This is a genomic window from Amycolatopsis halotolerans (assembly GCF_042647905.1).
In the GTDB taxonomy this organism is placed as follows: Bacteria; Actinomycetota; Actinomycetes; order Mycobacteriales; family Pseudonocardiaceae; genus Amycolatopsis; species Amycolatopsis halotolerans.
Window position 1 is genome coordinate 20,309 of record NZ_JBHRWI010000020.1, and the last position, 13,093, is coordinate 33,401.

Genomic DNA, 13,093 nt, shown 5'->3' on the forward strand with positions numbered 1-13,093 from the left:
CGGTACGGGAGGAGACGGAATGCAACCAACGATCACTATCGAGCAGGCCAACCAGCGGGTCGAGGAGTACTCGAAGAAGGCTCGCGAAGCGCTGCCCGCGGAGGCGCGGTACTCGCTGTTCGCATCGGAGCAGCGAGGCGATTGCAACGATCCCAGTGACAACGGTCCCAAGAACAGGGTTCTCGCCAGCCGCACCTACCGGGTCGAGGGGCTGGCAAAGGACAAGATCCCCACGTACTTCGATGCGCTTCGCACTTGGTGGCAGAACCACAACTTCCGCGTGCTCGACAACAATCCGCCGAACGAGTACCTCTGGGTCGAGAACAACGCGGACAGCTTTCGGATGGCGCTTGAAGCGAACCCGCAGGGCGGCTTGTTCCTCACTAGCACCTCGCCCTGCGTATGGCCGAACGGGACACCGATCCCCGAAGCACAGGGTCCCGCCGAACCAACGACCGAGGGCGGCGTAGCTCAGGTCGATTCACCTCCGGCGGGGCCCGCCGCTGGAGCGGAGCCCGGACAACCACGTAAGACCCGCCTACGGCCGCGACCAGTAGCCGATGATGAAGAAGACTTCTCCCAGACCGACTGGACTGACGACAGCGCGTACTGAGCCGCCTGCTCTGGTTGACGCTTCCGCACCTCATCGGTTGGGTGGACCGTGACGAGGGAGGAACCCATGACCTATACCGGAGTGGTGACCACCGGCGGCCCCGCTGATGCGCGGGAGACCAGCGGCCTGATCATCTCGAAAGTCTCAGTCGGCACGATCGACAACAACGCGTACCTGCTGCGCTGTCGTGCCACCGGTGAACAACTCCTCATCGACGCGGCCGCTGACCCGCAAACTCTGCTCGCCTTGGCTGGCGACGACGGTCTCACGTCGATCGTGACGACACACCAGCATTGGGACCACTGGATCGCGCTGGAGGAAGTCGCCGAGGCCACCGGCGCCCGAACCTACGCCGGCCGTGACGACATCGACGGGGTCAAGGCCCGCATTGACGTCCCGGTGGACGACGGCGACACCATCCGCGTCGGCGAGGTCTCGTTGACGGCTCGGCATCTCGTCGGGCATTCGCCTGGCAGCATTGCGCTCGTTTACCGGGATCCGGAAGGGATTCCGCATGTCTTTACCGGGGACTCGCTTTTCCCTGGCGGGATCGGGAACACGGAGAAGGACCCGGTCCGTTTCGCGTCGTTGCTTAAGGACGTGGAGGAGAAGATCTTCGGGGAACTGCCTGACGAGACCTGGTTCTACCCGGGGCATGGCGGCGATTCGACGTTGGGCGCCGAACGCCCGAAACTCTCCGAGTGGCGCGAACGCGGCTGGTGAACGTCGAGTGTCACACAGAACGAACAGGGGTGTTCGGGAGCCGGGTGCCTCCGTGCGGCGTTTCGGCTGGGCCTGAGGCGGTTCACTGTATGCGCAGGTGCCCAACACGCCCGCCTTAGGACGCTCAGCCCCTGCGCGAAAGCGGCCGCAGCTCTGCTTCCTCGACACCATTGCGGGGCGACGTGATCGGTCTCCCCCTCCTCGACTGTATCCACGACGGCGGCGGAGTTGTCGCGAAACTCGCGCTGGGTGATCACCTGCGCATGACTACGACGTTGTCAACTGTCCGATCGCCAGAGCGCGGAGACGGGGACCGCCCAGATACGGTCGCCCAACGGCAAGGTCTGGGAACCGCTGTGAACGACCAACCCGGTGGTGAAGCGGCCGCCCAGCTTGTCCCGCAGCATCATCAAGTGTTTGGCGTGCCGGGCGGTCGGCGTGCTGGTCAGCTTGATCTCCAGGCCTGCGAGTTCTCCGGTCCGCCGGTCTTCCACGATCAGGTCCACTTCGGCCCCGTCACGGTCGCGGAAGTAAGACAGGTCGACGCTTCGCTCGCTCCACGTCGCCTGCTTGAAGACCTCCGTGATGACGAAGGTTTCGAACAGCGAGCCTGCTGCGGTGCCGTCTGCTGTCGGACTGAAGGTTTGCTCGCCGAGCCCGCAGAGGTCAGCCGCGAGCCCGGTGTCCGCGACCACGACCTTGGGACGCCGCTTCGCCCTGTTGGTGATGTTCGTGGACCACGCGGGCAGCAAAGTCACCAAGTGAAGGGCTTCGAGCAGAGTGACGTAATTCGACGCTGTCTCTCGGCCGACTTCGGCGTCGCCCGCGATGCCCGAGACGACGAGTTCCTGGCCGGTCCGAGCGGCAAGAAGCCGCAACAGCCGGCGCAGTTCAGCCTCCAGCCGGACCTCGGCGACAGGGCGAAGCGCCTCCCGTGAAACGACGTCGTGAACGTAGGCTTCGAACCAGTTCCGACGCTGTCGTCCGGACAAACCTTCGGTGACGATCTCGGGATAGCCGCCTTCCAGCAGCGTCCGGATCAAGTCCGCGCGGGGCAGGGCTCCGGTCTTCCCCGGCCAACTGGCCGGCTCGAACAGCAAGTCCAGAAAGGTCTCTCGTACGCCGAGCCGTTCGCCCATCGACAGCGGCCACAGCACCAGCCGCCCGGCTCGGCCAGCAAGTGTCTCCGACAGGCCCCGATCGGCGAGGTAGTTGGTCGACCCGGTCAGCAGCAACTGCCCACGCGTGCGGTCTTGATCAGCTGCCTGCTTCACCGCGAGGAGGAACCCTCGTCCCGCTCTCTGGAACTCGTCGACTGCCGCCGGCCGCGGCAAGGCCTCGACGAACCCGACCGGGTCGTCCGCTGCCCGAGCCAGGACGGCCTCGTTGTCAAAGCTGAACCACGCATGGCCTGGCAGGTCGAGCAGGTCTCGTACCAACGTAGTCTTGCCCGTCTGCCGCGCCCCGCCGAGCAGCACGACACGGAACGACGAAAGCAGTTCGGTCACTCGGGGGGCTGCGTTGCGCTGTACGAGGCTCATCACGCAATCACTCTAGCCGACAAAACGCGAAATTTCTAACCAGCAAAACGCGGAGCTGGTAGCTCGCAGAACGCGGCACGTCTGGCGGAGCGACTGGACGCACCCGCGGTTGAGGGCCTACCGATCCGTCACCGAGAGCACCGCGGGGAACTCCTCCCCGAAGCCATCCGTCCGGTGCTTGGGCAGCTCGATCACGATCCCGTCCGCCGTGCGGGTCCACGACAACGGCTGGGAATGCCCTCTCCGCAAGCGGATTCGCGACCGATCGTTGATCGGGACATCCGCCGGCACGAGAAGCCGCACGCCGGGCCAATGCAGTGGGATCAGGTGGAACGCGCCGCGCGTGCGGGTGTAGCAGAGGTCGCCGTCCATTGCTCTAATCCACGGTGTCGAATCGTAGATCGCGCGGCCGTTGAGGCGTAGCCAGCGGCCCATGTCCAGCAGGCGCGAACTCATCCAGTCCGGGATCGTGCCGTCCTCGCGGGGGCCGATGTTGAGCAGCAGGTTTCCGTTCTTGCTCACCACTTCGGCGAGCAGGCGGATCAGCTGTACGGAGGATTTGATCTTCGCCGGATCCTCGTTTTCGTTGTAACCCCAGGACTTTCCGATGTTCAGGCAGGCTTCCCACGGATCCGGGCGCAGGACGTACTTCTTGTTATCCCCTTCCACAGTAGCGAAATCCGCGTGTGAAGCCTCGAAGCGGTCGTTCGCCAGGACGCTCTTCGGGTGCGGGCGGTCGGCGGCGTTCCGGTAGTAGTAGGACAGGATTTCGTCGCTGCGCCAATCCCACGTCTTCGGCCGGAAGATCGGGCCGCCGCCGAATTCGTGGTAGCCCTGGCCGTCTGCCCATAGTAGGTCGGGGTCGTAGTGGTCGATCAGGGTTTTCAGGTGGGCGTGTTCGTATTGGGTTACGTAGTCGGTGACTGGGCGGTAGCCGGTGTAGGCAATTTCCGTTCCGGTGTAGGGATTTTTCGGTGGGGTGCCGAGCGCGGGGTTGTAGAACTCGCCCAGGGAGTAGTAGAGACCGCGTTTGAGGTGGGAGCGGGCGGCTGCGGAGAAGAGTTCGCCGACTAGGTCGCGGCCTGGGCCTAGGCGGACGGAATTGCGGTCGGAAGCGGTGTTGCGGAACAGTTGGAAACCGTCGTGGTGTTTGGAAGTCAGGACGAAATACCGGGCTCCGGCTTGTTCGAACAGGCGCACCCAAGCGTGCGGGTTGTAGCGGCGGGCGGTGAAGCGCGGGATGAACTGGTCGTACGCGAAGTCCGCGCCGTGGGTTTTCAGGTGGTGGTCCCGGGTTCCGGTCCCGCGTGCGGGATCCGTGACGTTCATGGCGTACAGGTACCACTCCGCGGCGTGTTTGGCGTCGCCCCAAGCCGCGGCTGAGTAAGCGCCCCAGTGGATGAAGATGCCGAATTTGGCGGAGGGGTACCACGGGGTGGCAGTGGGGGTGGCGTGCGCCGGTGTCGCGGTGAGTCCGAGCAGTCCGGCGGCTCCGGCCGCGGCGAGCATGCTGCGGCGGCTGATTCCTGTCTGGTCCATGACGCATCCACTCCCGTTGCGTCGGCGGTCATCGGATGTATCGGTCTTTCAGGGGTACCAGCTCGTCGAGTGACCGGCAAGCATCCTGTCTGGTCGAGACAGTTGTTCACAAGCATGAACGCGACGGTTGGCTGATTGACTCGACGGAAAACCCTTCTTATGGTCGTATGAATACATCAGATCTATTGGGGGTGGCCGTGATGGGAGAAACCAGTCGGCGGACGGCGTTGCGCGGCGGGGTCGCCCTCGCGGCTCTCGCGGCCACCACCGGGACAGCCTTCGCGAAACCTGCCGGGCGACGGTTGCCGTTCCTGCTCGACATGGTCCAGAACAACCCCGGCGAACCGCTGTTTTCCAGTCGCTTCAACGATCCCGCGACGTTGAAGAGCTACGGCTACGACGGTCAGGTGATCAACGAATTCACCCCGCCGCAGACCGCGATCACCTTCGACACATTCGACGAGCGCATTTTCCCCGCGGACTCGCCGGGTCGCGCTTGGGTCGAAGATACGGCGAAAAAGATCGACGCACACATCGCGCGGGCGCACGCGGCGGGTATCGCGGCGTATTTCTTCACTGACATCATCGTACTGCCGAAACGGCTGGTCGAGCTGTACGGCGATCAAATCCTCGACAGTCAAGGCAGGATCAGCTTCGACCGTCCGCTCACCCAGCAAATCCACCGCCTGATGCTGCGTGAGATCTGCACCCGCTTCCCCGGGCTGGACGGAATTGTCGTGAGAACCGGCGAGACTTACGTGCAGAACGTGCCGTTCCACACCGGAAACAACCCGATCACCAACGGCGCCACAAGCCACCTGACGCTGCTCGGCATCCTGCGCGACGAGATGTGCCTGCGCGGCAAGCGAGTCTTCTACCGCACCTGGTCCACCGGCAGCGACAAGCTCACCAGCGACCCGGACTTCTACCGGCAGGTGACCGACCAGGTCGAAACGCACGAAAACCTGGTCTTCTCGATCAAGCACACTGCGAAAGACTTCTGGCGGACCATCCCGTTCAACCGTACCATCGGCGTCGGCAAACATCGGCAGATCATTGAAGTGGAATGCCAGCGCGAGTACGAGGGCAAGGGCGCGTTCCCGAATTACGTAATCGACGGCGTGGTCAACGGTTTCGAAGAATTCCGCGCCCAGCCGCGCACTGGCCCGATCGGGCTGGCCGAGGTAGCCGACAATCCGATCATCGCTGGAATTTGGACCTGGTCCCGCGGCGGCGGTTGGCGCGGGCCGTATCTCCACAACGAACTGTGGTCCGACCTCAACACCTGGGTGATCGCCCGCTGGACCCGCGACACCGGTCTCGGCGAGGAGGGCGCGTTCGATGAATACGCGAGGAGACGGCTCGGCTTGCGCGGCGATCAAGTCCGCCGTTTCCGCCGCCTCGCACTGCTCTCGGCCGCCGCCGTGCTGCGCGGGCATTACAGTGTGGTGCACCCGATGGGCAGGTTGATGTGGACCCGCGACCAGTTCCTCGGCGGCTCCGACAAGGACCTGACCAGCGATTATGACGCAATAATCGCAACGGGCCGGGTCGAGCCAGTGCTCGCCGAGAAGGCCGAAGCGGCCCGGATGTGGGACGAAATCGTCGCGCTGTCCGACACGATCCCGCTGCGCAACCACGCCGATCGGACGTACCTGCGAGTGTCCGCGCGCTACGGCCAATCCTGGCACCGTGTCGTGCACCATGGCTGGGAAGTGATGTTGCGCGGTTACGCCGGTGGGTACGACAAAGCCGTCCTGCGCTACCACCTGGCGCGCTACGACGCGGAATGGCAAGGCTGGCAACGACTTGCCAAGACCGAACCATCCTGCGCGACGCTGTATCAGCCGTACAGTTTCGGTCCGAAGGGGCCGGACGGGCTGTACAACGCCGACCCGAATCACGGCATCAAACCGGCCACCGACTATTACCGCCGCCTGCTGTCCAGTTAGGACGGTACGACGCCCCACCACAGAAAGTCCCGCGCCCGCGTAGCGGCCACGAGCCGTTGCCGGCTGAGCAACTCGCGCTGTTCCTCTTGCTCCGCAGGGTCTTCCGGCGAAGGATGCGGCAACTGGACAACCAGCACCGCCCGAAAGTCGAGCCCCTTCGCGCGGTGCACGGTCCCGACATGCAGCCGATCCTCAGCCTCCCCGACGTAACGTTCGAGCGCGCGTGTAGGGGTCCCGGCCGATTCGAGGAAACGCCGACACAGCTCGGCATCCGCATTGCTGAAGGTGATCAGCGCCGTCTCGCCGTGCGGAATGGTCAGTTCACGAACGGCGGCGGTCAACGCGCCCGGAAGCTCGGCTTGCGTACCGGTCCATGACTGCACAACACCGCCTTCGTTGACCGAATCCGCGTCGCGCAGCGCGACCCCCGCCGCTCCGTCCAAATCGTCCACCGCGTTGATCCGCCGGGCGAAGTCGAGAATGCCCGCGCGGTTGCGGTAGTTGACTCGGAGCACCTCGCCGCGGCCCTGGATCGGAATCCCCGCGTCGGACAGCCGCCAACCGCCCGGATAAACCTGCTGCTGTCCGTCGCCGACGAGCAGCAGCTGATTCGGCCCGTCGCCGGCGATCGTGCGCAACAGCCGCAGGCCGGTCAGCGTCATGTCCTGCGCTTCGTCAACCACGACGGACGCATACGGCTCTTCGAGCGGTCGCCGTTCGAGTTCGGCGCTCGCCCGATGCAACAGGTCGTGGAAGTCGGACAACCCGTTCGCGGCCAGATTTTCCGAGTACGTCTCGTACAGCTCCCAGACCTTCGAACGCTGCCCGCGATCGAGCCGGAGCCCCCGCCGGGCTCGGTGAATGGACTGGTACTTCTCCAGCGTCGCGATGCCCTGGCCCTTGATGATGCGCTGGACCTCGGTCTCCCAGTAGTCGTAGTTCGGCCCCAGCCGCTCAAGGGGTTCCCGGTGCTGCGTCCAAGCACGTGCGAAGGCGTCCTTGATGAGCCGCGGATTGGTGTTCAACTGGATACCGCGCCCGTCGAGGAACGCCCGCGCCCACGCGTGCAGGCTGACGAACTGCGCCCGGTCCGCCAGCTCCGGGGCCAGCCGCCGGAACGTGGTCTCGTTGACCGGCGGCAGGGTGCGCACGAACGTCGTGAACAGCAGCGGACCGGTGCTCCGGCGGCCGACGTGCCGCATCCGGTGCAGCGCGACCACCGTCTTCCCGGTCCCGGCTGGACCGCTGATCCGCGCCGGGCCGGAGTAATTGCGCGACGCCAGCGCGGCCTGGTCGGGATGCAGGAACGTCATCCACGTTTCGAAGGGTCGCTCTACCGCGGCGAGCAGCTGGTCGTCCGCGACGCTCTCCGCCGACAGCAGCTCGAACGACCCGGCCGCCTTCTCCGGAGCCGCGACCTTCAGCCACTCGTAGCCACGCAACCGCGCAGCGAGCCCGGAAGCGATCCTGGCAGCTTGCCGAGCGGTCAGATGCACCGTGTCGCGCCGGAAAAGCTGGTCCAGTTTGGGCGCGGGCAATGACCAGAACGGCCCGGCGGAACCCGCGCCGCCGATCGCGACCAGGGTCACCGCGCTCCGGGCGATGCGCTGCCCGCCCGGGCCGGGCAGTCCGGCGAACCGTTCTTCCGCGTCCCGGGCCACCGCCCGCATCGTCGCTTCGTCCGGCGGCGGATCGGTGACAACAACTGCGAACACCCCGGCGCGCCCGATCAAGAACGCATCGGCGGTCCCCGGCTCCCCGGTGCGCACCGCCAGGTGCCAGCCTTCGGCGGTCCGCTCCAGCAACCCGGCCAACGTGTTGCGCCGCAAGGGATCCCGGAACCGCTCCGCGATCAGCTTCGTGGCTTGCTGCTGGACGTGGCGCCGGGCGTGCGCGCTGAGTCCCACCTCCGCGCTACGCCGCGACCGAGCGTCGCGAAGCCCACCACTCCTTCGCCGGACCAGCCCCAGCCCACAGCGCGAACAACGCCGCCACCGCGACCAAAGCCGTCCAATACGCGACCGGCGGCGCCGACTCCGTCTGCGAGTCCCCGAGCAGCCAAGGTCGCAACTGCGACTGCACCCAGAACGCCCCGTACCCGAGCACGGTCACCAGAACCGCTCCTGCCAGCGCGGGTCGCGGCAACAGGAAGGCCAGATCCACCGCGAGCCCGACAGCCAGCAGATAGAACGGAACCGTCGACACCGGGAAGCCCAGCGCCAGCAGCAGCGGCCACATCACGCACCGGTACGCCACATACGCGCCGGCCACGGTCAGCCCGGCCCAGCGCTTTCCGACGGTCTTGCGCGCCAGCACCAGGATCAGCGCCGAAACCCCGATCCCCCACAGCGGATACACCCACTCCGGGATCGGCATCGTGAAGTGCAGCACCGCGGCCCGGTCGACCGGGTGGCCGATCTGGTTGGCGGCGAAGGAAAGCAGCGTCGGCTCCGCCTCGGGCGTGCCGCGTTCCCAGGCCCGCAGGCCGAGGATGCCGTACTCCTGCTGCCCGTTCGGGAAGAAGGTGTTCTCCAGGAAGAACGTCCACAGCGCGAGCAGCACCCCGGTGCGGAAGCGACCCGGCGGGGCCAGCCGCAGCCAGCCGAGCAGGACGCCCGCCTGCATGATGCCGGTGCCGAGGTACAGCATCAGGTGCGACGGGCTCCACGCGGTCAGGTCGAGGCCGTTCACGCGGTGGTTGATCACGTCGAGCGGCGCGGCGACCAGGAACACGATCAGCCCGGCTTGCATGAGCCGCAGCGAGCGCCGGTCGCAGCCGAGGCCGGTGTAGCTGTGGATCGCCACCAGCACGATGATGATCACCGTGCCGACGGTGTTGATCAGGTGCGGCGGGGCGAGGTCGTCGCGCAGCCACTTGAAGTGCCACGACATGTCCCACGACGACCCGACCAGCTTGAACGCGAACGCGGTCAGCCACATGCCGTAACAGAACCGCAGCACCCACGCCGGAGTCGGCTGTCCCGGTGCGCCGCGGTGCCAGTGCGTCGCGAAGAAAAGCCTGGTCTTGCCCACTGGTCCGCGCGGGACCGCGGGGCCGGCGACGTCTTCAACCGCCTTCGTCATAGGCGCCATCATTCCCTGCCGCAAGAGGACGCGACGGGAGAAGGGGCAAAAATCGGGGTTCACCCCTACGGGTGGCGGACTTGCCCCCGCCCGGCCCGGCACGGCAGGGTGTCGGCCCATGATGCCGAAACGAGCCGTCGCCGCCGTGCTGATCGCAGCCCTCGTGCTGGCCGGCGGAGGCGTGCTGACCAGCCTGTTCCTCTGACCGAGGGCATCGTGGGCACAATGGCGGCATGACGCACAACCTGCTGGGCCCCGAGCCCACGCTGCTGCCCGAGCACACCGACGCGCAGGCCGCGCTCGACTCCGGGACGGACCCGTCCGCCGTGGCCGCCGAACACCCCGACTACAGCGAGGCCTGGGCCACGCTCGCCGAGCGCGCGCTCGCCGACGGCGAGACCGTCGCCGCGTACGCCTACGCCCGCACCGGCTACCACCGCGGCCTCGACCAGTTGCGCCGCGCCGGCTGGAAGGGCTTCGGCCCGGTGCCGTGGGCGCACCGGCCGAACCAGGGTTTCCTGCGCGCGCTCGCCGTGCTCGGCCTGGCCGCGGAGCGCATCGGCGAGTCCGAGGAGTACGAGCGCTGCAAGACGTTCCTCGCCGACTCCGACCCGGCCGCGGCCGAGGCGACCGGTCTGAAGTGACGCGGGCCGCCGGTCGCGCCCCGGGAAACCCGGGCGTGACCGGCCCGTTGCCCACCTTCGGGTGACAGCTAGAGGTGTTCGCATTTGGTGACACCTACAAAGACGGCCATGCGAGGCACGGCCATGCTCACCCCCCGGATCCGCACCCTCGGCACCGCACTGCGCGAGGCCAGGGTCGACGCCCGTTTCGGACTGCGCGAACTCGCCCGGCGAGTCGGCACCAACCCCGCGCTGGTGTCGAACTGGGAGCTGGGACAACGGGTTCCCGCGCTCGAGGACGTCGCGGGCATCCTCGGCGCGCTCGGCGTCGTGGGTGCGGAGAAACAGCGGATCCTGCAACTGGCGCGCGGCACCGCCGAACCGGGCTGGGTCGCCCGAGGCAAACAGTCCGACCCGGACCACCTCGGCGGGCTGCTCGCCTGCGAACGCGCCGCGACGTCGGTCGTCGAATGGCAGCCGCTGCTCCTGCCGGGGCTGCTGCAGATCCCGGATTACGCGCGGGCGTTGTTCCTCGCCGACGGATTGCCGGTGAAGGACGCGGAACGCCAGGCGGAGATCCGGATGATGCGCAGGCCGCTGGTGGTCGGCCCCGGCGCGATCCCGTGCGAGGTGCTGCTGGGCGAGGCGGCGTTGCGCAATCCGATCGGCGGGCCTGCGACGATGGCCCGGCAGCTGCGTTTTCTCGCCGACCTGATGGCGACGTCGGCGAAGCTGTCGGTCCGCGTCGTGCCCGCCAGCAGCGGCGGGCATTCGGGACTGGCCGGTCGGTTTTGCGTGTACCACGTGGAGGTCGGCGATCCGATCGTCTACTTCGAGCACCAGCACTCGGGGGCCTTCCTCCTCGACGAGGGGAACGACACCTACTGCGAGGTCGCGGACCGGATCCGCGATTTCTCCCTGGACTCCCGCCAATCAGCGGCGTTCGTGCAGCGCACCGCACAGCAGTTCCGGGAGCTCGCGAAGGGGAAAACCGCGGAGGGGCCTAGGAATACGTTCGGTTAGCCGGGACGTCGGTCGCGATCCGCAGTTCGCTTTGGAGCAGGTTCTTCGCCACCGAGAATCCGTGCCGCACATAGGCCGGTATCGCGCGATCCGAGGAGTGCACGGTCACCCGCTCCAGCCCGAGTTCCGCGGCCAGCCGCAGGGTCGCCTCGATCAGCAGCCCGCCGACGCCGCTGTCGCGTGCTTCCGGCACGACGTACACGCATTGCACGTCGCCGCAGATCCGCGAAAAGTCGTGCGGCGTCGGCACTCTGGGGGTGAGGGCGAGGAACGCCATCCCGAGCACTTGCTCGTCCCGGACTGCGACGAGGCAGCGATGGGTGTCGGCGTGCGCTTGGGTCCAGGCGGAGAACTCGCGGATGAATTCGGCTCGGTCCTGGTGCGGCAGGCCGTCTTGGTCCGCGACCCACCGCCAGCGCAACGCGGCGACGACGGGGAGTTCGTCGGCGCGGGCTGGGCGGATCCCGGTGACCGGCACAGGAGTCACTTCCGAATTTCCGGACTTCGTGGATGGCTCTCTTGGCATAGTTGCTTGGAGAACTCGCGCACAGCGGGACATCTGGGAGCAGCGGACGGAGTCACGATGGAGCCGTGTGCGATGCCTTGGTCGCCAAAGCGATGGAACGCGAGGTGATCACCTCGAGCCAGGCAGCAGCCAGGAAGCTCCTCTGCGGCGAGCTGGACTGAGCCGTCCTGTGCTGCTGGCGTCGCGAAGGAATGGACCCGGCCAGCCGGGGGAGGGTGCCGGCCGGGTCCGAGGTCTTTAGGCGACCGCCGCGAGTTCCCGGGCTGGGTTGACCGAGCCGACGACCCGGTTGCGGCCGCTGTTCTTCGCCGCATACACCGCGGCGTCGGCCGCGGCCATCACTTCCTCCATGCTTGTCCCGTCCAGCGGGAACGCCGCCACTCCGATCGACGCGGTCCGGTTCTCGATCGAGACCGCCACGCCCTCGTTGGTCTGCGTGGGAATCACCAGCTCGCTGATGCGCTGCCGGATCCGTTCCGCCGTCACGATCGCGTCCTCTTTCGACGTCGACGGCAGCAGCGCGACGAACTCCTCACCACCGAACCGGCCGACGAGGTCGTGCGCTCGGGTCTCCTGTTTCACCACTGCGGCAACGGCTTTGAGCACGTCATCGCCCGCGAGGTGGCCATAAGTGTCGTTGATCCGTTTGAAGTGGTCGAGGTCGATCATCAGCGCACCGAAGCTGCCGTTCTCGCGCTCGGCACGGGAAATCTCGCGCTGCGCACCGTCCTGCCAGGTGGTGGCGTTGAGCAGCTGCGTCTTCTGGTCCGTGGTCGCGAGTTCCTCGAGCCGCTTGATCAGCATCGAGCGCTGCAGCACGTACAGCGGCAGGATCACCAGCACCGACAGCAGCGGTTCGTGACTCAGCACCATCACGAGCAGACCGCCGACGCACAGGGTCGCCAGCTCGATCAGGTTGTCGTCCATCGTGCCGAGGCAGGACTCGGCGGTCGCCTTCGCCGGGTCGGTCAGGTACAGACCAAGGCCGGTCAGGGCGGTGTTGACCAGGAAATAGCCGAGCGCGCCCGCCACCACGGTGGTGACGCTGTGGCCGTCCGCGAGGTGTCCGGCCAGCGCGGCGCCGAAGCCGGACAGGATCATCGTGGTCGCGTTGGCCGCGACGCGGTGCGCCTCACCGGGGCGCGTGCCGTTCCAGCTGCGGAACGCCAGGTAGACGTAGATGATCACGCCCAGCGCGGCCACCAGCTGCGGCGGCACCAGCAGCGCCGCCGGAAGCAGCCACACCGAGGTCACGGTGATGTGCGGGCCCTGGCTCAACATCCGGCGCTGCCGCTCGATCTGCCGCGTGACCTCGGTCTGCGCGATCGCCAGGCCGGCGAGCATGCCGAGAATCCCGATCTGACCGAGGCTGACCGGGAACACCAGCGTGCTCACCACGGTGAGCACCACCGTGACGGCCATGCTCGTCAGCGTGACCGCGACCCACTGCCGCGGTCGGGACCAGAGCG

Annotated in this window: 11 protein-coding genes; 5 read left to right on the top strand and 6 right to left on the bottom strand. The window is 66.9% G+C overall.

Going from position 1 to position 13,093, the window contains the following annotated elements; genetic code table 11:
- Nucleotides 1-19: 19 nt before the first annotated feature.
- Both ACFORO_RS15100 and ACFORO_RS15105 read left to right on the top strand, forming a co-directional pair.
- Nucleotides 20-613, top strand: coding sequence for a hypothetical protein (locus ACFORO_RS15100; RefSeq protein WP_377868066.1), 594 nt, complete (start codon nucleotides 20-22; stop codon nucleotides 611-613).
- Between the two features lie 66 nt (nucleotides 614-679).
- The gene (locus ACFORO_RS15105; protein WP_377868065.1) at nucleotides 680-1,336 is read left to right on the top strand and encodes an MBL fold metallo-hydrolase; all 657 of its coding nucleotides are present in this window, start codon (nucleotides 680-682) and stop codon (nucleotides 1,334-1,336) included.
- Between the two features lie 278 nt (nucleotides 1,337-1,614).
- On the opposite strand, the gene ACFORO_RS15110 is transcribed toward ACFORO_RS15105, so the two are convergent.
- Together ACFORO_RS15110 and ACFORO_RS15115 are read right to left on the bottom strand one after the other, a co-directional pair.
- Entirely contained in the window at nucleotides 1,615-2,844 is a 1,230-nt protein-coding gene (locus ACFORO_RS15110) for an ATP-binding protein (protein WP_377868064.1), read from the bottom strand.
- Nucleotides 2,845-2,994: 150 nt separating this feature from the next.
- Nucleotides 2,995-4,416, bottom strand: coding sequence for an alpha-L-fucosidase (locus ACFORO_RS15115; RefSeq protein WP_377868063.1), 1,422 nt, complete (start codon nucleotides 4,414-4,416; stop codon nucleotides 2,995-2,997).
- Between the two features lie 200 nt (nucleotides 4,417-4,616).
- Between ACFORO_RS15115 and ACFORO_RS15120 the strand changes: the two genes are divergently transcribed.
- Complete coding sequence (locus ACFORO_RS15120; protein WP_377868062.1) at nucleotides 4,617-6,368, top strand: hypothetical protein; 1,752 nt, start codon at nucleotides 4,617-4,619, stop codon at nucleotides 6,366-6,368.
- Here the strand turns inward: ACFORO_RS15120 and ACFORO_RS15125 are convergent.
- Nucleotides 6,365-8,275 carry a UvrD-helicase domain-containing protein gene (locus ACFORO_RS15125; RefSeq protein ID WP_377868061.1) on the bottom strand — a complete coding sequence of 637 codons (1,911 nt, stop codon included), beginning with the start codon at nucleotides 8,273-8,275 and terminating at the stop codon, nucleotides 6,365-6,367. The two genes, ACFORO_RS15120 and ACFORO_RS15125, sit on opposite strands and share 4 nt — an antisense overlap.
- A gap of 7 nt (nucleotides 8,276-8,282) precedes the next feature.
- A complete protein-coding gene (locus ACFORO_RS15130; protein WP_377868060.1) occupies nucleotides 8,283-9,452 on the bottom strand; it encodes a hypothetical protein in 1,170 nt (389 codons plus the stop codon).
- 233 nt (nucleotides 9,453-9,685) lie between these two features.
- Between ACFORO_RS15130 and ACFORO_RS15135 the strand changes: the two genes are divergently transcribed.
- Together ACFORO_RS15135 and ACFORO_RS15140 are read left to right on the top strand one after the other, a co-directional pair.
- Nucleotides 9,686-10,096, top strand: coding sequence for a DUF3151 domain-containing protein (locus ACFORO_RS15135; protein ID WP_354740823.1), 411 nt, complete (start codon nucleotides 9,686-9,688; stop codon nucleotides 10,094-10,096).
- A gap of 108 nt (nucleotides 10,097-10,204) precedes the next feature.
- Nucleotides 10,205-11,098 carry a helix-turn-helix domain-containing protein gene (locus tag ACFORO_RS15140; RefSeq protein WP_354740825.1) on the top strand — a complete coding sequence of 298 codons (894 nt, stop codon included), beginning with the start codon at nucleotides 10,205-10,207 and terminating at the stop codon, nucleotides 11,096-11,098.
- On the opposite strand, the gene ACFORO_RS15145 is transcribed toward ACFORO_RS15140, so the two are convergent.
- Nucleotides 11,079-11,585: a GNAT family N-acetyltransferase gene (locus ACFORO_RS15145; protein WP_377868059.1), complete on the bottom strand. Its 507-nt coding sequence runs from the start codon at nucleotides 11,583-11,585 to the stop codon at nucleotides 11,079-11,081. The genes ACFORO_RS15140 and ACFORO_RS15145 overlap by 20 nt on opposite strands.
- A gap of 276 nt (nucleotides 11,586-11,861) precedes the next feature.
- Nucleotides 11,862-13,046: a sensor domain-containing diguanylate cyclase gene (locus tag ACFORO_RS15150; protein WP_377868058.1), complete on the bottom strand. Its 1,185-nt coding sequence runs from the start codon at nucleotides 13,044-13,046 to the stop codon at nucleotides 11,862-11,864.
- Between the last annotated feature and the right edge of the window lie 47 nt (nucleotides 13,047-13,093).